Origin of the sequence: Lysinibacillus sp. BNK-21 (genome assembly GCF_048684915.1) — a bacterium.
In the GTDB taxonomy this organism is placed as follows: Bacteria; Bacillota; Bacilli; order Bacillales_A; family Planococcaceae; genus Lysinibacillus; species Lysinibacillus capsici.
On sequence record NZ_JBLQTS010000001.1, the window covers coordinates 3,396,790 to 3,416,129 of the forward strand.

The window sequence follows — 19,340 nt, forward strand, 5'->3', positions numbered from 1 at the left end:
CCTACTTTCAGAAAGAGGCAATTTCTTTAGCCTCATGTTCTAATTCGTCTCAAACGCATGATGAATTCAAGAAAAAAATTCGCTCCCACACTGCGGGCGCTCTTCAAGTTTAACAGATATTTTACCATCTGTTGTTGCTTGCTTGGCTCACTGTCCCGCAGAAGTGTCGCGAATTATTTATATCTATCTTATCAAAATTATACGAAAGCCTCTATTAAAAGCATCAAATTCTAATTATCACCAATTTTTAGCTCGTCATTAATTTTTACGAAAAAATTCATTCAGACGATCAATTACTTCTTCTTTTTTCCATTCAAATGTTTCACCCGTTTGACGGAATTTCACTTCTACAATACCTTCTGTTGCTTTTTTACCAACAGTTACTCGAACAGGTAAGCCAATTAAATCAGCATCAGCGAATTTTACACCCGCTCGTTCAGGACGATCATCTAGTAACACATCATAACGGTATGATTTTAATAAGCCATAAAGCTCCTCCGCTAATGTCACTTGTGCCTCATCTTTTGTGTTTACTGGCACAACATGAATATCATATGGCGCTAATTGTGTTGGCCATGTAAAGCCATTGTCATCTTGGAAGTGCTCCGCTACAGCAGCTAGAATACGAGAAACACCAATACCATAGCACCCCATAATAAATGGTTGAGCCTTACCTTGCTCATCTAAGAAAGTACCATTCATTTTAGCAGAGTATGTAGTACCTAATTTGAAAATATGACCAACCTCGATACCTTCTGCAAACTTAATGTTACCTTGTCCATCAGGAGAAGGATCTCCCTCTTGAATAAAACGAATATCTAAATAGTCATTAACTGCAAAATCACGCTCAGGGTTAACATTGACTAAATGGAATCCATCTTCGTTGGCACCTGCAATACCATTACGGATAGATTTAATAGCATGGTCTGCTACTACTTTTACGTCTACCGGTAATTTCACTGGACCAATTGAGCCAACGCCACAACCTAATAATTCTTGAATCGCTTCTTCACTTGCAAGTTCCACAGACCCTGCATCAAGTGCATTTTTCAATTTGATATCATTAATTTCATGATCCCCACGTGAAAGCACTACTACAAGCTCTCCATCTACATCAAAAACTAGAGATTTGATGACATTAGCAGGTTCTACTTTTAAGAATGCTGAAACATCTTCAATTGTTTTTTGCTCTGGAGTTGCTACTTTTTCTACATCTTTTAAAGCTTCATCAGATGGTTGATAGTCAACAATTACTTCAGCCATTTCGATATTTGCTGCATAATCAGAAGTATCTGAGTACGCAATTGTATCTTCCCCAATTTCAGAAAGGACCATAAATTCATGTGTTCCTTTACCGCCAATCGAACCTGCATCTGCAATAACAGCACGGTAGTTTAAGCCGAGACGGGAGAAAATATTAGAATAAGCACGATACATATCTTCATATGTTTCATCTAAACTTTCACGTGACGCATGGAAAGAATAAGCATCTTTCATGATAAATTCCCTTCCTCGTAGTAAGCCAAAGCGAGGACGTTTTTCATCACGGAATTTGGTTTGAATTTGATACAATGTTAGCGGTAATTTTTTATATGATTTAATTTCATCACGGACTAAAGTTGTAATGACTTCTTCATGTGTTGGCCCTAATGCAAAATCACGGTCATGTCGGTCTTTTAAGCGCATTAATTCAGGTCCGTATTTTTCCCAGCGACCTGATTCCTGCCATAGCTCAGCAGATTGTAGAGATGGCATTAGTAGCTCAATGGAGTTGATAGCTTCCATTTCTTCTCGGATAATTGTTTCAATTTTTGTAAGCACACGTTTTGCAAGCGGTAAATACGAGTATACCCCACTTGTATTTTGACGAATAAACCCTGCACGTAGTAATTGCTTATGTGACTTTACCTCAGCATCAGCAGGTACTTCACGTAACGTTGGGATAAATGTTTTACTTTGCTTCATTCAGTGTTCCACCTTTTTCAATAGATAAGTTTATACTCTCAATAGCATAAACAAATTTAGCTTTGAGCGCAATGTTTCATCGAAATTGCGCTCAAAGCTAGGAAATCAAATTTCATTTAACTGTAAATGAATTAAAAGAAAAATCTTTGTATATCGTTCCATGTAACAACCACCATTAGAATCATGAGTAGGACGATTCCTACAAAATGTACAATACCTTCTTTTTGACGGTCAATTGGTTTACCACGTAAAGCTTCAAAGCCAAAGAATAATAAACGGCCTCCGTCAAGTGCTGGTAATGGAAGTAGGTTCATAATTCCTAAGTTAATACTTAGCATTGCTGCCCAATTCATTAGGTTCATAATACCATACTGGGCAACTTGCTCTGTTGCTTTATAAATACCTACAGGACCTGAAAGTGCGTCTATTGTGAACTTACCAGTAATTAGCATACCTAATAGTTCAAATATTTTCACTGTCATATTATAGGTTTCTTGAGCTCCATAAACAACTGCCTTTAATGGGTTAAATTCTCTGGGACTTTCATAGCGTACACCTATTTGACCATATTTCTCGCCATCCTGCTGGATTTCCTTAACGGTCATATTTAAGTTCACTGATTGTCCATTTCGTTCAACTGTCACAGCAATATCTTCGTTTGGATGATCTTGAACGATTGCAGCTAAATCTTGCCATTTTTCAACTGCTTGTCCGTTAATAGCTGTTACTCTATCTCCTGCCAGCATCCCTGCCTGTGCAGCTGGATCATTCTCTACTACTTCTGTGATAATTGGCTCGTATGTTGGTACACCATGGATCAATCCAATCACTAAATAAATCACAAATGCGAGAATAAAGTTAAACAAAGGGCCTGCAAAGATAGTCATTGCTCGTTGACCAACTGTCTTTGCATTAAATTGACGATCGTGTGGCGCAATGACAAGTTCACGACCATTTTCCACAAGCACACAGTCTCTAGCTACTTGATAACGAACTAGACGTTCTTCTTCATCATAACCCTCTACAAATAACTCCTTCTCTAAATCGGCGCGTTCAACTTCTAAAAATAATAAATCTGGTAACTGCTTATTATTTTGATTGAAAATAATTTTTTTAACAACATTATCTTCATTCACAATAAGCCCTATTCGGTAGCCTGGCTGTAATTCCGTGCCATCCATATCCTCGCCGGCCATACGTACGTATCCCCCGATTGGTAATAATCGAATAGTATACATTGTTTCACCATGCGTTTTTCCATAAATTTTGGGACCCATTCCGATCGCAAATTCACGTACTAAGATACCTGCACGTTTGGCGAATAAGAAATGTCCAAGTTCATGGAAGAAGACGAGCATACCAAATATTAATATAAATGCAATGGCTGTTTGCATAATACCCCACCTTTAATAGCGATTAGTTAACGATACAGTGCTTTCGTTATTTTACCATGTCTAACACTATTTTTCTTGTCTCACTATCCACATGTAATATGGTTTGTAAATCTGGTACTGCAATGTTTTGGTGTGCCTGCATCACACGTTCAATCGTCTCATCAATTTCAAGGAATGTGATTTTCCCTTGTAAAAAGGCTGCAACTGCCGCTTCGTTTGCTGCATTCATTGCTGTCAGAATCGTACCACCCATACGACCAGCCTCATACGCTAAACGCAAAGCAGGGTATCGCTCAAAGTCCATCTCTTGAAAATGTAGTTGACCAATTTGCGCTAAATTTAGTCGCTGACCATTTTGTAATGGTATACGGTCTGGGTAGCTTAAAGCATATTGGATTGGCACACGCATATCGGGTGTACCTAGCTGAGCAATAACACTAGTATCATGATACTCAACTAGAGAGTGAATAATACTTTCTCTATGCAAAAGTACATCTATTTTATCATAAGGCATATCAAATAAAACATGTGCTTCGATGACTTCTAATCCCTTATTCATCATTGTAGCGGAATCTATCGTAATCTTTGCACCCATAGACCAGTTTGGATGATTCAGTGCATCTGCGACCGTCACGTGTTTTAATTGTTCTCGTGTTTTATCACGGAAGCTACCACCAGAAGCGGTAATAATCAAACGTTCGATATTTTTCGGATTCTCACCATTCATCGATTGGAAGATGGCAGAGTGCTCACTATCTACAGGCAAGATGGCTACTTTGTATTTTTTGGCCTCTGCCATCACTAAATGACCAGCAGTTACAAGCGTTTCTTTATTAGCAATAGCAATCGTTTTGCCCATACGAATGGCTGCTAATGTTGATTCAAGGCCTACACTTCCAAGCACAGCATTGACAAGTACAGTCGAATCTGGATGTGTTGCGACCTCTACAAGTCCTTTTGCTCCAAACGTAAATTGGATATTTGGAAACTCTTTAGCTAGTGTTAGTGCGTCTTCTTCTAATTGCACAGAAACTAATTCGGGCTTTAATGTTTCAATCATTTCTCGCGTTTTCTCTAGGTTCTTTCCTGATGAAAAAGCTACTAATTGAAAAGCATCACGTTGTTCTTTTAAGATATCGTAGGTTTGCCAACCAATTGAACCAGTTGCACCTAATAAACTAATTTTTTTCACAACAAATTGTCCCCTTTTTCTATCTAAGCAAATGATTTAGCAAAATGTCTTTTCCTATACAATTAATTACCAAATAAATGTAAAAAATGAAGTAGAGGCACGACAAATAATAGACTATCAAAGCGATCTAAAATTCCTCCATGCCCTGGTAAAATATTGCCTGAATCTTTTACATCAAAGTGACGTTTAATAGCAGATTCTACCAAATCGCCCATTTGACCAATAATTGAGGCAAAAATCGTTACAAAAACAAGTGATATATAACCATTTGCGAATGGGTAAATGAGTTGCATACCTACTGCAAAAATAACAGCAATGACTATTCCACCTATAAAGCCTTCGATCGTTTTCTTAGGTGAAATTTCTGGCCATAACTTATTTTTCCCTAATTTTCTACCTACAAAATATGCACCTGAATCCGTTGTCCAAACAACTAATAAGCAATAGACAACATACTCTAATCCAACATTTCTAGTTTCAATTAGATAATGGAATCCTAATCCCACATAAAATGCGCCTAATAAAATAAAGCCAACTTCGTCAAAAGTAATTTTATTTTTTACTAAAACCACGTAAATAAGAAGTAGCATCATTAGACCATAGACTACCATTAGATTAGACGAATAGCCTATTAATTCTACAACCCTTTCACTCCAGTCTTTCGGGATAACCAGTAAAATTAAAGTGATCAGTCCTAAGAAGCCAGGCACAGATAAGATGGAAATCCCTTTCATCTTAAGTATTTCATAAAAACCGACAATAGCCATTGCTAGCACAAGTAAGGCAAATGGTACTTTTCCATAAATAACGAATGGGATAAAAAGTGCTGCTGCAATTATTGCGGTAATAATTCTTTGTTTCAAGTTGTTTCTTCTCCCTTCAACCCACCGTAACGGCGATTACGTTTCTGATAGTTTTCCACCGCTTCGAGTAAGTTTTCCTCACTAAAATCTGGCCACAATGTATCTGTAAACCAAAATTCTGTATAGGCGAGCTGCCATAGCATAAAGTTACTTAATCGCACTTCACCACTTGTACGAATTAAAAGATCTGGTTCAGGTAAATGGGCCGTCATTAAATGAGATGTTAAGCAATCTTCTGTTATGTCTTGCATCGTTAATTGACCGTCCTGCACTTTTTGAAGCATCATTTTCATGGCATTGACCATTTCAGAACGACTACCATAATTCAGTGCAAAATTTAAAATAAGCCCTGTATTATGCTTCGTTTCTTCCATTGCCTCATACAACGCTTTTTGTGTATGGGCAGGTAATAAAGATGGGTCTCCAATCATTTCGACACGTACATTACGCTCCATCATTTCTGGTAAAAAGGAACCTAAAAACTCAACAGGTAGCCGCATAAGAAAATCTACCTCAGGTTTTGGTCTCTTCCAATTTTCAGTGGAAAATGCATAGACAGTTAAGACTTTAATACCCAAGTCTGATGCAAATCTCGTCACCTTACGCACCGTCTTCATTCCTTCATGATGACCAGCCACACGTGGCATAGCTCTTTTCTTCGCCCAACGTCCATTTCCGTCCATAATAATCGCTACATGAGCAGGAATCGGCTCGCTTTTAGCTAGGGCCACACGCTCCTCCAATGATAGTGTATCCATATTTATTTGTTTACCTAATAGCTTTTTAAACATGCTAACTCCCCCACTACAACTAATCGGACGTATACTAACCTATCATAACAAACAAAAGCGCCTTTTGTCTTTTTTTTCCCTCTAAATTGACTATGTATGTACTAGCTTATTTTAGAACTATACACATATTAAAGAATGAGTTTGTTAAATAATGATGATTGTATCATTAATGACCTTTTCACATTCATACATGCTCTCTATTTGAGTAAGCAATTTGGCTATGAATAATAAAGAGAAAAGACGTCCTGTTAAGTATAGGACGCCTTCATCTCATCAAAAAGTTCCATCATAGACGTGTAAAAGGTTTATTTACACCTCTAAAATTTCTTTTTCTTTATCTTTCGCTACTTGATCTACTTTCACAATGAATTCATCTGTTAACTTTTGAATATCTTCTCCATAGCCACGTAGATCGTCTTCTGTGATTTCGCCAGCTTTTTCAAGTTTTTTCAAATCATCATTTGCATCACGACGAACATTACGTACAGCAATTTTTGCATCTTCCGCTTCTTTTTTCACTTGTTTTACTAGATCCTTACGACGCTCTTCTGTTAAAGCAGGAATCATAAGACGAATGACAGAACCATCATTTGTTGGTGTGATACCAATATCTGATTTCATAATTGCTTTTTCAATATCACCTAAAATAGATTTATCGTAAGGTGTAATTACTAATAAACGAGCTTCAGGTATAGAAACACCCGCAAGTTGGTTAATTGGTGTTGCTGCTCCATAGTAATCAACCGAAATACGATCTAATAGAGATGCGTTCGCACGACCTGCACGAATAGATGCTAGTTCGCGTGAGAAAGCTGCGATTGTTTTGTTCATTTTTTCTTTAGCTTGTTCTAAAACTTGTTTAGCCATTATACATTCCTCCTAACAACTGTTCCGATTTTTTCGCCTTGTACAGCACGTTTAATGTTACCCGGCTCCGTAATTGAGAAAACAATTAGCGGGATATCGTTATCCATACATAAAGTTGAAGCCGTTGAATCCATTACTTGTAAGCCTTGTTGGATAACGTCTAAGTATGTGAGTGTATCATATTTAATGGCTGTCTCATCCACTTTAGGATCCGCTGAATAAACGCCATCGACATTGTTTTTAGCCATTAAAATTGCATCAGCATCAATTTCTGCTGCTCGTAATGCGGCAGTCGTATCAGTAGAGAAGAATGGATTACCTGTCCCTGCTGCAAAGATAACGACACGCTTTTTCTCAAGATGTCTAACTGCTTTACGACGAATGTATGGCTCCGCTACTTGAGTCATCACAATAGAAGATTGAACACGTGTTTCAATGCCTAATTTTTCAAGTGCATCTTGTAAAGCTAGGGAGTTCATTACGGTTGCCAGCATGCCCATGTAGTCCGCAGCAGCACGATCCATTCCCATTTCACTACCTATTTTCCCACGCCATATATTACCGCCACCTACAACAACAGCAACTTCTACATCAAGATCTACTACTTCTTTTACTTCTTCTGCAACAGACTTGATTATTTTTGGTGATAAACCGAAGCCCGCTTCTCCAGCTAACGCTTCACCACTTAGTTTAATAACTACTCGTTTATATTGCGGTACACTCATTGTAAACCTCCGTAAGACTTTATTTAAAACATCCCTATTCCCTTTTCCATTATAGTATATCTAACAATAATTGCTAGTTGTGAATAAGGCAGAATAGAAAATTATCTTCATTTTTTCATTCACTTCGGAAAAATAGGGAACACGCTATGTTGTGTTCCCCATTTTTTTGTCTAGATAATCTAGATATTATTTGATTAGAATCAAATGCAAGCTAAATTAGTTACCTTTAACTTGGCTCATTACTTCTTCTGCAAAGTTATCTTCACGTTTTTCGATACCTTCACCAACAGCGTAACGTACAAAGCCGTTTACAGAACCACCAGTTGAAGCTACAAAATCACGTACTTTTTGATCTGAGTTTTTAACGAAAGTTTGGTCAAGTAAGCAAACATCTTCGAAGTATTTACCAAGACGGCCTTCAACCATTTTTGCAACGATGTTTTCTGGTTTACCTTCGTTAAGAGCTTGTTCAGTTAATACTTTACGCTCACGTTCAACTTCTTCAGCAGAAACTTCATCACGAGAAACATAAGTTGGGTTGATTGCTGCAATGTGCATAGCAACATCTTTAGCAGCTGCTGCATCAGTAGAGCCTTCTAAAGTTACTAATACACCGATACGGCCACCCATGTGTAAGTATGAACCGAATGCATCTGCATCAGATTTTGTTTTAATTTCGAAACGACGAAGTGTAATTTTTTCTCCAATTGTTGCAATAGCAGTTGAGATTTGATCTACAATTTTTACGCCTTCAGTATTTGCAAGCTCTAAAGCAGCTTCAACTGATGCAGGTTTAGCAGCAAGTAATTGCTCAGCTAAAGATGCAACTAATACTTGGAATTTGTCGTTTTTCGCAACAAAGTCAGTTTCAGCATTTACTTCAAGGATGATTGCTTCGTTACCTTGTTCTAAAATATAAGTTGTACCTTCTGCAGCGATGCGGTCAGCTTTTTTAGCAGCTGAAGAAAGACCTTTTTCACGTAGGAAGTCGATAGCTGCTTCTAAGTCGCCATCAGTTTGTACTAACGCTTTTTTACAATCCATCATTCCAGCGCCAGTTTTTTCGCGTAATTCTTTTACTAATTGTGCAGTAATGTTTGCCATTTAGTGTTTCCTCCTCAAATTGGTTGAACATAATTTAATGATAGGTTCTAAAAAAGGTGATAAGGGTTTTGAGCCACTTATCACCTTTTTGTAAACGTGAATTACTCAGCAGCAGCTTCTACAGCTGGAGCTTCTTCTTCACCTTGTTTTGACTCGATTAAAGCGTCAGCCATTTTAGCAGTTAAAAGTTTAACAGCGCGAATAGCATCATCATTAGCAGGGATTACGTAGTCGATTTCATCTGGATCACAGTTAGTATCAACAATACCTACTAGAGGGATGTTTAATTTACGAGCTTCTGCAACCGCAATACGTTCTTTACGTGGGTCAACCACGAACATTACGTCTGGAAGATCGTGCATATCACGGATACCGCCTAAGAATTTGATTAGACGTTCGTGTTCTTTTTTAAGTTGGATTACTTCTTTTTTAGGAAGAACTTCGAAAGTTCCTTCTTCTTCCATTTTTTCGATTTGTTTCATACGTGCAACACGTTTTTGAATTGTACCGAAGTTTGTAAGAGTACCACCTAACCAACGTTGGTTGATGTAGTAGTTGCCTGAACGTTCAGCTTCATCTTTGATCGCTTCTTGTGCTTGTTTTTTCGTACCAACGAAAAGAACTTTACCACCGTCTTGACCAACTTGACGCATGAAGTCATAAGCTTCCTCTAATTTTTTTACAGTTTTTTGTAAGTCGATGATGTAGATCCCGTTACGTTCAACGAAGATATATTTCTTCATTTTTGGGTTCCAACGACGAGTTTGGTGACCGAAATGTACACCAGCTTCAAGTAATTGTTTCATAGAAATTACTGACATGTGAATTTCCTCCTAATATGTTTGGTTTTTATCCTCCGCATTTATCATCTACAACAAGCTACCCTAATCTTAGAGCACCACTTACTGCATCAAAATGCGTGTGTAGTAATAACACCATTTGCAACTATATCATAGCTTTGAACGATTCGCAACAATTTAGTGATGGAATTTCAGTAAAAGCTCGATTTCTGTTTTACCCTTTTGCAGTTGTTTAGCTATTTCCTCTGGTGATTTTCCCTGTTTTGCTAATTCTAGAGCCTGTTGTTCCACTGTCAGCAATTTTTCAGCTTCTTTTTGCTCCTCCACTTTTAGAGGTGGAGCTGTTTTCACCATTTTCGAGCTTGTATGTTGCTGACGTGAATAAGCATTTGCGACAATATTTTTAGGTACATAGATACGTGCATCTTTCTCTAAAGATAGAGAACTATCACTTTTCACCTCGTGTACTACAGGCAAAGTTGGCTGCTCCTGAGGTGTCATATATTGTTCCGTTTGATGCAAGCTACTAGCAGCTATTTCCGACTGTGAGACACTTTGTAGCTCTTTAATAAGACGGTCATTTTCATCTTTCATTTCAGCTAAATACACACTAATGGTGTCGTCCATTTCTCTCATTAAACGTTCTTGCTTCTTTTCCAAATCTTTAAACTTTGCTAACTTTGTATTTAAAATGATAAGAAAGTAAAATGAAATTAGCTGTAAAAAGAATAGCACCGCTATTAGAATGGTTGTCATTGTAAACTCCTATCCACTAAAATCCACGAAATTCCCTTTAAACGGATGTTGTGCCTGTTTTTCTTGTTGATCCTTTTTTTTCTTTTTATGAATCCCTGTTAAATACTCACCACCTGCATCTTCATCCTCACTAATTTCATCCATACCTTCTGATGTGTTGACAATTTTTTGCTTGCGCTCTACTTCTTTTTTTAATGCTTCATTTGCATGTGCTTGCTGAGCCAATACTTGCTGCTGTGCCTGATCAACCATTTTTCCTGCTTCAAATGTTTTTGGAATAGCAATCTGTAACTCAACACCTTTTAAACTCATTGGAATCTCTCCCTCAAGGATATTTACGCATTAATCATTTCACTAGATAATAGCTTTCGTAGCTTTAATAGCGCTTTTGAATGAATTTGTGAAATACGAGAGGTTGATAGTTCAAGCATTTCACCAATTTCTGTCAAGGTTAACTCCTCCGTGTAAAATAAACTAAGGACAAGCTGTTCTTTTTCATTGAGTTTCTGAATATTTTCCGCAAGATCATCTAACAATTCTGATTTAATGATAGCTTGCTCAGGTGTTTTTGTTGTATCGTCTCGTATGACAAATGACTTGCCATCTGTTTCTTCTTGGTCCTGTTGTTCATTAATAGAAAGAACATTTGAAAAAAAATGCTCTTGTACAGTTTGATAAACATCTTCAACAGATACTTCCATATGCTCCGCAAGTTCCTCAGGTGTTACATGACGCATATATTTTTGTTCTAGTTGTTCAATTTGTGCATCTAATTTTTTGGCTTTTTCACGCGCTGACCGTGGTAACCAGTCTTCTTTTCGTAAACCATCGATGATGGCTCCTCTTACTCTAAACGAAGCATATGTATCAAATTTTAAATCTCTGTTAATGTCAAATTTATTTAATGCATCAAAAAGTCCTACCATCCCTAAGCTCGTTAAATCGTCTCGTGATACGCTTTTGGGCAGACCTGCACCAATACGTTGGACATGATAAGATACTAAAGAAATGTATTTTTTTATAAGTAAATCACCAGCATCGGGATCACGCTCATGTATCCAGCGATTCCACAGTTTTTGCTCATCGTTCAGAATTGGTTGTGTCATGAAATCCACCTCTCTAAAAAACGCTTTTTCACGCCTGTTTACTAACGACTACTTGCGCTCTTAAAATTTATCATTCAACAGGATTTCTTAGTTGTTTTTTATAAAAATCCACATTTAAGCTAATCTAGACGTGAGCCTGAATCGTTAAAGCCCGATAAGCAGTTGCCATCTTTCCTATATTATAACAAGAATCGACTATAATTTCATTTGTTTCTCTTAGTCTCTAATATATTCCTTTGTTTTTGAAAGACATAGAAAAACTGTATCCTAATTGTGTAATGACACTTGGATACAGTTGGATATGATTAAGCTTTTACTAAGAAGCTACTGAATTCTTTTGATTTAGTTTTAGCACTACTGTAGAGCAAAGAACAAATTAAACAAAAGAGCAATAATACCCAATATAAAAAACCACTCTTTATCGATAAATTATGCTTTAAATCGAACTAAAGACAAAGTTTCCATTGAATATAGTTGCCTTACGTAGAGATCTTCGAGCAATTGCTTCAGCAGAGCAAGAAGCATCCACAAACACCATATTTGCACTATCTCCCACTTTTGGCCATGTTTGCTCACCCGCTTGATTGAGTGGGGTTTTTCCCCCTGTAATAAATTGAAGGGTTTGGGCTAATGAGCGTTCATCTTCCCAACCTGAGCTTTTTGCCAAACGACCAGCTCGTTCTAATAAATCTCCGTTACCAAATGGGGACCAAACATCAAAGATATTGTCACACCCAATTGCAACGGGTACTCCTTTACTGTGTAATAAACCAACAGGTGGAAACTTTCTACGCAGAGGGACACTCGTTACAATCGTAATACCTGCATCACGTAAGATGTCCGCCATTTCTTCTGCCTCAGAGTGTGAAACATCTCCTAGCCCAAAGGCATGGCTAATGGCTACTTTGCCTTGTAAACCAGCTTCCTTTGTTAATTGGGCTAATCTCTTCATTGTAAAAGTACCTAATTGATCTGGGTCATGCAAATGCAAGTCAATCCCTGCGTTTCCTTCAACAGCGAGTTCCACCATTTGTTGTAAGGAAGCCTCAATATCTCCATCCACAGTAGCTGGATCGACACCTCCTACAAATCCTGCCCCAAAACGTAGAGCCTCCCTTATTAAATTGGTTGCCTTTGTTCGTAATAGACCATGTTGAGGAAAGGCAACGATTTCATAAGACAACTTTCCTTCAAAATTTTGTAAAGCTTTTTGAACCTCTTCTAAATTTTTCAACCCTACCTCAGGATATAAATCCACATGCGTACGTACATGTGTAACTCCAAACTGGACATAACGACTAAGTAGTTTTTCAGCGCGTTGTTGCGTAGTTGTATGTAAGGTTGGAAGTACCTCTTTTTCAATTTCACAACGTTCAAAAATATTATTCACTGGTGTGACTGCCCGCCATTTGTCGCTCAACAGAGTTTTATCCAAATGACAATGTTTTTCTATAAATGAAGGTAGTGCTAATAGCTGTTTCATATCTTTTTTTGGATAATCATCATCTAATAATAGGCTATCAGCAGATACTATTTCTGCAATTTTCCCATCTTTAATGAATAGATGAGAACAAGCCGAGTTCGTTTTAGTAATCGTGTCGTTTTCAAAGTGATAATCTGTTTCAAGACGTACATTTGTTAACCAAAAAGTAGAATTCATTTCAGATTTATCCTTTCTTCTTCAAAAATTAAAGCTCACCCGCAACTATTTTCCCTGTAAAGAGCACCGCCACTCTTCTTGCTCTTCTTGCAACTGCTTCTGCGGAGCAAGTTGCATCTACAAACACGACATTCGCCATATCTCCAATTTTCGGCCATTGGGGCTGTCCATCCTTGTTTAAAGGTGTTATGCCTCCAGCAATATACTTTAGACTTTGACTAAGTGAATGTTCATCACTTAAGCCAAAGCGTTCAGCTAGCGTGCCTAGTTTTTCTAGGCTGTCACCTATACCAAACGGGGACCAGTGATCTGTAATACTATCTTCACCCAAAGAGATTTGAACACCTTTTTGATCTAATAACGGAATAGGAATGGTATGATCCAATGGAACAGACGAAGTAATGTCAATACCGTGATGAGCTAGTAACGCTGCCACTTCACTTGCTTCATTAGTTGAAACATCGGCTAAGGCCATGGCATGACTAATTGTCACTCGGCCATGCCAACCCGCTTCCTCCGTTAATGCAGCTAATCGTTTAAAGGTAAAAATACCAAGATGACCAGGATCATGGATATGCAAATCAACATTTGCATCAGCTTCTACCGCTAATTCCATCACCGTTTGTAAGGATTTTTCTATATTTTCATCAATCGATGCAGGGTCTACACCGCCTACTAGAGACGCTCCACTTCGCAAAGCTTCCCTTACTAAAGAAATGGATTTACTACGTAAGAGGCCATGTTGTGGGAAAGCGACAACCTCTAAATCAACTTTATCTTTGTAAGCCTCTTTAGCTCTTAAGACTGCTTCTAAATTTTTCAACCCAATAAATGGATCAATATTACAATGAGTACGAATATGTGTTGATCCTGCATGTATAAGCAAATCTAGTAACTTTTTTGCTCGTTCCTCTGCAACAGGCAATAACCCTGGCAGTAGAATCTCTTCTTCTTTTAATCTTGTAATAAGACCTTCTGTGGGAATCGAAGGAGCCTTCCATGGTCCACCAAAATAGGTTTTATCTATATGAATATGCATATCTCTAAAAGAAGGGAGCATTAAGTAACCATGTGCATCTCGCTTAGGCAAATCAGTTTTTAAAGGCTGATCTACGCTAAGAATTTGGTTTATTTCACCACTTTCTACTTGTACATTAAAAAGAGCAGTTTTTGTTCCTATAACGACCCCATTATCGTAATGATATCCTGTTTCTAATCGTACATTTGTTAGCCAATACGCTGTTGGTATCATTGATTGAACCTCCCGAAATTTATTAAAGATTGATAGCTAGATGAACCATTTGAATGGCCCTCTCCTGATGGGGTAAAGAAAGTTCATGATAGATATAATCTTGACTAGGATTACTAGCATTAAAATAATAAACTGTAGAAATTTTAGAATAGTAAATGGCACTCAAACACATAGGACAAGGTTCTGTACTTGCATACATTTCACAACCTTCTAAATTGGTCGTTTTCAGTGCGTGACAAGCTTGACGGATTGCTTGAATCTCTGCATGATTCGTCAAATCATTAGTGATTGCAACCTCATTTACACCAGAGCCAATAATCTGTCCATTTTTAACTACAATTGCACCAAAAGGAGCACCATGTTTTGTTCTTTCATTTTCTTTAGCTAACTCAAGTGCTTGTTTCATAAAGTCATGAGATTTCATGTCGTTCCCCTCCTAGAAAAAGCGAAATTCTCTTTTCTTTTTATATATTGAAATGGACCATTTATTGGAAATATGCTACTGCCAATGCATGCTCCTGTGAAAAACTAAGCACTGCCGTCTGAGGTGTTTCTCTTACAAGACCAGTAAATGGTGCCATAATCACTATCTTTTCAGTTGATAAATTCCCCGGACAAGCTACATTTTTATATTTTGGAGTTTTTAGATTTAAAGCTATTTCCTTTGTATAAATATGCTAACATGAGGACTATATATATGAATAATATAAAAATAATTAATTTCACTTAAGTTTTTCGTATACTACAAACTCCAAAGCCAAAATAAAAAAGAGTCGTTAGTCACGACTCTTACTTTTACGCATTTACTTGTTGATCTTCTTCTCGATTCATCATCGTTCTTACTACTTGTGCAATTTCCTCGGAATTTTCATCTTGAAATTCAACCGTGGAATTAGCTATTGGCACTTCTTGTTTTACGCCTTCTATTGATTCAAGTTCCTTTTCTTCTATATCGACTTCAACTGCTTCCTCATCTTCCTCTGGTGTAAACAAGATGTAAGCAATTAAAAAACGTACAATAAACATTACAAAAAATGCGATGATTGCTACAATAAAAGAGCCAATCAGGATTCGCAGAGGCGTAAATGGTTTTTGAAATGTACTAAAAAAATAAATAGAAAAGGCAATTAATGCTCCCCATAGATTGTAAAATATAGAACCAAACATTAGATTTCACTCACTCCCTGGTTAACTGTTCGGATATGTAATATCGACGTTGCAGGATTAAATTCAATCGTTCTACCACTATTTCCACCAGTATCCTCGGCCACTAAAGGGATGCCCTGCCTCTTTAATTCATTTTTGACAGCTTCTACATTGCGGGGACCAATACGCATTGTATCTTTGTCGGAAGTAAATTGGAACATCTGCGCACCCCCTGCAATTTTTGCCTTGAGTTTAAATTTTTGAACGCCTTCTAACTTTAGTAAATCAATCATTGCAGCAATCCCTGAATCTGCAAATTTCGCGACATTGATTGACTCAGCTCTTCCTAAACTTGAATCTGGTAACATCACATGGATTAAACCAGCAATTTTTTTTGACTCATCATACAAAATAACACCAACACATGAACCAAGACCAGAAGTTCGAATCGTGTTAGGTAGCTTTACTACATCCATTTGTGCAATTCCCACTTTAATCACTTGTCCACTACTATTGGTTAACATATCACGAAACCCCTAATGCTTTAAAAATGGCATCAAACGAGTCAGGATCTGGTAGTAGGAAGAAATGGCCCCTCACCGTTTCATGGTCTTCCACACCTTCTTCAAAAATGGATGTATTTATCACAATAACATTATCACTGACATGAGATAATTCTATTAAACCAATGCTTATTATAGCTCCAAACATATCAACACTTAGACCTGGCACAGTTGGATAAATTTTTAAATTAGTAAAATCCGATAAGGCAGATAAATAGGAGCCCGATAAAATATTACCCATTTCTTGCATAGCTGATAAACCTAACTCTGAAACAGGTCGTTTTTTAAAGTCAAAAGAGTCATCGAAAATAAGCCGACGTATAAAGCGGTTTGCTTGTTCGATAGGTAAAATAAAGAACATACTTCCCTCTGCATCACCTTCAATACGAAGGTAAATGCCAACAACTACGTTTTCTGATCCGCCAGCCAACTCCATCATATCGTTAAAGGACACCATCTCTACCTTTGGAACACGCATATCAATTTTTTTCCCAAGTAAATTGGAAAGTGCTGTCGCGGCATGCGCAGCACCGATGTTTCCAATCTCCTTTAATACATCTAAATGTAGTGATGTAATTTTTTGATTAAATGTCATTATCGATCCCTACTTTAGTGGATTTAATACTTTTTCTAAATGTAATAAGATTAATAATCGCTTCTCTACTTTAGCAACGCCTGAAATAAATTCTTCTTCAAGTGAGCCAACGACTTCTGGTTGCGGTTCAATAGCACTTGCAGGAATATCGATAACGTCGTTAGCGGAATCCACTACAAAGCCTACTTCCATATCTTCTAATGAAATAATAATAATGCGTGTTGTTTCTTCATGTTCAGAAATAGGTAATTCAAAACGTTCACGTAAATCCACAATTGGTGTGACAACACCTCGTAGATTGATTACACCTTTTACGTATTTCGCTGTTTTCGGTACACGAGTAATATGCATTAATTTCTCAATTCCTTGAACATGGGACACTGGAATTGCATATTCTTTATCTGCTAACTGAAAAACTATTACTTTAATACTTTCTTGCTCCACTGCATTTGTCATACTTTACACCTCTCTTATTCATTCACCTTATTTAATTAGTGCGTTGCAATCTACAATTAAGGCTACTTTACCATTGCCTAAGATTGTTGCTCCTGAAATGGCAAAGATATTTGTTAAGTAATTTCCTAAAGACTTCAAGACAATTTCTTGTTGGCCAATGAATGAATCCACCACTAAACCAGCAAGTTTTTCACCTTTACGGACGATCACTACTGAGTGGAATTCTTCATCTTGATGCTCTTGACGAGGTACCTCAAAGATTTCCTCTAAGAATACCAACGGAACAACTTTGCCACGGAAGTCGATTACTTTTTGATTATGCGCATTCATAATCTCTGATGAACGGATAATAGATGTTTCAATAATAGAAGATAGTGGAATTGCATAAATTTCCTTTTCAATCTCCACAAGCATAACTGAAATAATTGATAATGTCAGTGGTAATTGAATCGAGAAGATGGATCCAACATCCTGTGTTGATTCAATTGAAATATTGCCACCTAGTGATTCAATGGTTGTTTTTACAACATCTAAACCTACTCCACGACCAGATACATCTGAAATAACATCTGCAGTGGAGAAGCCTGAAGCTAGAATAAGCTCATTAATTTGTTTATCAGACATTGAATAGGATTGTTCTTGTGTAACAATACCTTTTGAAATAGCTTTCGCTAATACTTTTTCTCGATTTATGCCCGCGCCATCGTCTTCAATTTCAATAAAGACGTAATTTCCGCTATGATAGGCACGCAATACGACCGTTCCTTCTTCAGGCTTGCCTTTTGCACGACGAGCAGTTGGATTCTCAATGCCATGATCCACAGAATTACGAATCAAGTGAACAAGCGGATCTCCAATTTCATCAATTACTGTACGATCTAGTTCGGTTTCAGCACCAATAATTTCAAGGTTGATTTTCTTATTTAAATCACGTGATAGCTGACGAATCATTTTCGGGAAACGATTGAAAACTGTTTCTACAGGTACCATTCGCATTGTTAAAATAATAGTTTGCAAATCACCCATCACACGACTCATACGCTCTACTGTTTCATTTAGTTCGCCATGATTTACTTCAGTAGAGATAGATTGCAATCGACCACGATCAATGACAAGCTCTTCAAACAAGTTCATTAAAATATCTAGACGTTCAATATTTACACGAATTGTTTTATTACCTACAGGTGCATGATTTTTGTCAGCCTTGGAAGGTGTAGCTTCTTTAGCAGGTTTTGCAACAGGCTCGGCTTTAGCAGCAGGCGTATTTGTTGGTATTGCGGCTACCTCAGCCACTGCTGTTGCAGTAGCTGCTACTTCTTGGTGCGCTTCAAATACTTTTTCACTAAATTTCCTTTGGTCAATTGTAGTCACAATAACCTCATCAACTTCAGAAACTTTCATTAGCTTTTTCTGCATATCCTCAGCTGTTGTTTTTGTGACAAAAGCTACATAAAATTGTTGATCAAACTGCTCATCTTCTAGCTTTTCAACAGATGGACTTGATTTAATGACATCCCCATCTTTTTCTAAAATCTCAAACACCATAAATACACGTGCTGCCTTAAGAAGGCAATCCTCACGTAATGTTACTGAAATTTCAAAAGCATTAAAGCCTTGTTCAGCCGATTGTGTAATGACTGTTTGTTCAAACGAATCATATTCTAATACACTTTCAACAACCGGTGCAGCAACCGTTGCTACCACCTCTGGTATTACTTCCTCACCTAGTTCTATACGCTTTAGTTGTGCGACAGTTGAGGAAACATCACGCTTACCATCTCCACCGTTAGCAATATCCATTACCATTTCTTCTAAATGATCAACAGATTCAAATACGACATCTAAAATTTCAGGTGTAACATGAATCTTCTCGTTACGGATGGCATCTAAAACATTCTCCATTTTATGGGTTAAATCTGCTAAATCTTCGAAGCCCATTGTGGCAGACATACCTTTTAATGTATGTGCAGAGCGGAATATTTCCCCAACAATTGCCAAATCATCTGGATTTTTTTCTAATTCTAATAAATGTTCACTACACGCTTGTAAATGCTCTTTACTTTCTTCAATAAACATCTCTAAATATTGATTGACTTCCATAAGAG

20 protein-coding genes are annotated in these 19,340 nt (G+C 37.4%); all 20 read right to left on the reverse strand.

Translation table 11 applies throughout. The annotated features are described in order from the left end of the window. Positions 1-258 precede the first annotated feature (258 nt). Positions 259-1,965, reverse strand: coding sequence for a proline--tRNA ligase (locus ACMGGO_RS17380; RefSeq protein WP_420282109.1), 1,707 nt, complete (start codon positions 1,963-1,965; stop codon positions 259-261). A gap of 131 nt (positions 1,966-2,096) precedes the next feature. After that, positions 2,097-3,359: an RIP metalloprotease RseP gene (gene rseP / locus ACMGGO_RS17385; RefSeq protein ID WP_054550529.1), complete on the reverse strand. Its 1,263-nt coding sequence runs from the start codon at positions 3,357-3,359 to the stop codon at positions 2,097-2,099. Positions 3,360-3,405: 46 nt separating this feature from the next. Beyond that, the gene (gene dxr, locus ACMGGO_RS17390) at positions 3,406-4,551 is read right to left on the reverse strand and encodes a 1-deoxy-D-xylulose-5-phosphate reductoisomerase (protein WP_004269256.1); all 1,146 of its coding nucleotides are present in this window, start codon (positions 4,549-4,551) and stop codon (positions 3,406-3,408) included. A gap of 62 nt (positions 4,552-4,613) precedes the next feature. Continuing rightward, positions 4,614-5,414 carry a phosphatidate cytidylyltransferase gene (locus ACMGGO_RS17395; protein WP_048391571.1) on the reverse strand — a complete coding sequence of 267 codons (801 nt, stop codon included), beginning with the start codon at positions 5,412-5,414 and terminating at the stop codon, positions 4,614-4,616. Beyond that, positions 5,411-6,205, reverse strand: a complete 795-nt coding sequence (locus ACMGGO_RS17400; RefSeq protein WP_004269258.1) for an isoprenyl transferase — start codon at positions 6,203-6,205, stop codon at positions 5,411-5,413. The genes ACMGGO_RS17395 and ACMGGO_RS17400 overlap by 4 nt, the downstream gene beginning before the upstream one ends. A gap of 309 nt (positions 6,206-6,514) precedes the next feature. After that, positions 6,515-7,072, reverse strand: a complete 558-nt coding sequence (gene frr / locus ACMGGO_RS17405; protein ID WP_004269259.1) for a ribosome recycling factor — start codon at positions 7,070-7,072, stop codon at positions 6,515-6,517. Further along, positions 7,072-7,797: a UMP kinase gene (pyrH, locus tag ACMGGO_RS17410; RefSeq protein ID WP_004269260.1), complete on the reverse strand. Its 726-nt coding sequence runs from the start codon at positions 7,795-7,797 to the stop codon at positions 7,072-7,074. The genes frr and pyrH overlap by 1 nt, the downstream gene beginning before the upstream one ends. 216 nt (positions 7,798-8,013) lie before the next feature. Beyond that, on the reverse strand, positions 8,014-8,901 hold the full coding sequence (gene tsf, locus ACMGGO_RS17415; protein WP_257961805.1) for a translation elongation factor Ts: 888 nt from the start codon (positions 8,899-8,901) through the stop codon (positions 8,014-8,016). Positions 8,902-9,002: 101 nt separating this feature from the next. Beyond that, positions 9,003-9,722: a 30S ribosomal protein S2 gene (rpsB, locus tag ACMGGO_RS17420; protein ID WP_004269262.1), complete on the reverse strand. Its 720-nt coding sequence runs from the start codon at positions 9,720-9,722 to the stop codon at positions 9,003-9,005. 156 nt (positions 9,723-9,878) lie between these two features. Then, positions 9,879-10,457 carry a hypothetical protein gene (locus tag ACMGGO_RS17425; protein ID WP_048391573.1) on the reverse strand — a complete coding sequence of 193 codons (579 nt, stop codon included), beginning with the start codon at positions 10,455-10,457 and terminating at the stop codon, positions 9,879-9,881. A 9-nt stretch (positions 10,458-10,466) separates the two neighbouring features. After that, positions 10,467-10,769: a hypothetical protein gene (locus ACMGGO_RS17430; RefSeq protein WP_048391575.1), complete on the reverse strand. Its 303-nt coding sequence runs from the start codon at positions 10,767-10,769 to the stop codon at positions 10,467-10,469. A 23-nt stretch (positions 10,770-10,792) separates the two neighbouring features. Next, the gene (locus tag ACMGGO_RS17435) at positions 10,793-11,563 is read right to left on the reverse strand and encodes a FliA/WhiG family RNA polymerase sigma factor (protein ID WP_036080567.1); all 771 of its coding nucleotides are present in this window, start codon (positions 11,561-11,563) and stop codon (positions 10,793-10,795) included. Positions 11,564-11,999: 436 nt separating this feature from the next. Then, positions 12,000-13,223 carry an amidohydrolase gene (locus tag ACMGGO_RS17440; RefSeq protein ID WP_420282110.1) on the reverse strand — a complete coding sequence of 408 codons (1,224 nt, stop codon included), beginning with the start codon at positions 13,221-13,223 and terminating at the stop codon, positions 12,000-12,002. A 28-nt stretch (positions 13,224-13,251) separates the two neighbouring features. Then, complete coding sequence (locus tag ACMGGO_RS17445) at positions 13,252-14,475, reverse strand: amidohydrolase (protein WP_420282111.1); 1,224 nt, start codon at positions 14,473-14,475, stop codon at positions 13,252-13,254. A 22-nt stretch (positions 14,476-14,497) separates the two neighbouring features. Next, on the reverse strand, positions 14,498-14,899 hold the full coding sequence (locus tag ACMGGO_RS17450) for a nucleoside deaminase (RefSeq protein WP_048391582.1): 402 nt from the start codon (positions 14,897-14,899) through the stop codon (positions 14,498-14,500). A gap of 371 nt (positions 14,900-15,270) precedes the next feature. After that, positions 15,271-15,642 (reverse strand): hypothetical protein, encoded by a 372-nt coding sequence (locus ACMGGO_RS17455; protein ID WP_054550522.1) that lies wholly within the window; start codon positions 15,640-15,642, stop codon positions 15,271-15,273. Further along, positions 15,642-16,145: a chemotaxis protein CheD gene (locus tag ACMGGO_RS17460; RefSeq protein WP_004269269.1), complete on the reverse strand. Its 504-nt coding sequence runs from the start codon at positions 16,143-16,145 to the stop codon at positions 15,642-15,644. The genes ACMGGO_RS17455 and ACMGGO_RS17460 overlap by 1 nt, the downstream gene beginning before the upstream one ends. Position 16,146: 1 nt before the next feature. Further along, a complete protein-coding gene (locus tag ACMGGO_RS17465; protein WP_004269270.1) occupies positions 16,147-16,779 on the reverse strand; it encodes a chemotaxis protein CheC in 633 nt (210 codons plus the stop codon). A gap of 9 nt (positions 16,780-16,788) precedes the next feature. After that, positions 16,789-17,235: a chemotaxis protein CheW gene (locus ACMGGO_RS17470; RefSeq protein ID WP_004269272.1), complete on the reverse strand. Its 447-nt coding sequence runs from the start codon at positions 17,233-17,235 to the stop codon at positions 16,789-16,791. A gap of 27 nt (positions 17,236-17,262) precedes the next feature. Further along, positions 17,263-19,335, reverse strand: a complete 2,073-nt coding sequence (locus tag ACMGGO_RS17475; protein ID WP_048391586.1) for a chemotaxis protein CheA — start codon at positions 19,333-19,335, stop codon at positions 17,263-17,265. Positions 19,336-19,340: the final 5 nt, after the last annotated feature.

Excerpts from the sequence above, each read along its gene's own strand:
- ACMGGO_RS17470 (WP_004269272.1), bottom strand. The coding sequence starts at position 17,235 with ATGACAAATGCAGTGGAGCAAGAAAGTATTAAAGTAATAGTTTTTCAG.
- ACMGGO_RS17460 (WP_004269269.1), bottom strand. The coding sequence starts at position 16,145 with ATGTTAACCAATAGTAGTGGACAAGTGATTAAAGTGGGAATTGCACAA.
- ACMGGO_RS17425 (WP_048391573.1), bottom strand. The coding sequence starts at position 10,457 with ATGACAACCATTCTAATAGCGGTGCTATTCTTTTTACAGCTAATTTCA.
- rpsB (WP_004269262.1), bottom strand. The coding sequence starts at position 9,722 with ATGTCAGTAATTTCTATGAAACAATTACTTGAAGCTGGTGTACATTTC.
- ACMGGO_RS17380 (WP_420282109.1), bottom strand. The coding sequence starts at position 1,965 with ATGAAGCAAAGTAAAACATTTATCCCAACGTTACGTGAAGTACCTGCT.
- ACMGGO_RS17465 (WP_004269270.1), bottom strand. The coding sequence starts at position 16,779 with ATGACATTTAATCAAAAAATTACATCACTACATTTAGATGTATTAAAG.
- ACMGGO_RS17400 (WP_004269258.1), bottom strand. The coding sequence starts at position 6,205 with ATGTTTAAAAAGCTATTAGGTAAACAAATAAATATGGATACACTATCA.
- ACMGGO_RS17440 (WP_420282110.1), bottom strand. The coding sequence starts at position 13,223 with ATGAATTCTACTTTTTGGTTAACAAATGTACGTCTTGAAACAGATTAT.
- ACMGGO_RS17475 (WP_048391586.1), bottom strand. The coding sequence starts at position 19,335 with ATGGAAGTCAATCAATATTTAGAGATGTTTATTGAAGAAAGTAAAGAG.
- pyrH (WP_004269260.1), bottom strand. The coding sequence starts at position 7,797 with ATGAGTGTACCGCAATATAAACGAGTAGTTATTAAACTAAGTGGTGAA.
- rseP (WP_054550529.1), bottom strand. The coding sequence starts at position 3,359 with ATGCAAACAGCCATTGCATTTATATTAATATTTGGTATGCTCGTCTTC.
- tsf (WP_257961805.1), bottom strand. The coding sequence starts at position 8,901 with ATGGCAAACATTACTGCACAATTAGTAAAAGAATTACGCGAAAAAACT.
- ACMGGO_RS17455 (WP_054550522.1), bottom strand. The coding sequence starts at position 15,642 with ATGTTTGGTTCTATATTTTACAATCTATGGGGAGCATTAATTGCCTTT.
- ACMGGO_RS17430 (WP_048391575.1), bottom strand. The coding sequence starts at position 10,769 with ATGAGTTTAAAAGGTGTTGAGTTACAGATTGCTATTCCAAAAACATTT.
- ACMGGO_RS17450 (WP_048391582.1), bottom strand. The coding sequence starts at position 14,899 with ATGAAATCTCATGACTTTATGAAACAAGCACTTGAGTTAGCTAAAGAA.
- ACMGGO_RS17435 (WP_036080567.1), bottom strand. The coding sequence starts at position 11,563 with ATGACACAACCAATTCTGAACGATGAGCAAAAACTGTGGAATCGCTGG.
- frr (WP_004269259.1), bottom strand. The coding sequence starts at position 7,072 with ATGGCTAAACAAGTTTTAGAACAAGCTAAAGAAAAAATGAACAAAACA.
- ACMGGO_RS17445 (WP_420282111.1), bottom strand. The coding sequence starts at position 14,475 with ATGATACCAACAGCGTATTGGCTAACAAATGTACGATTAGAAACAGGA.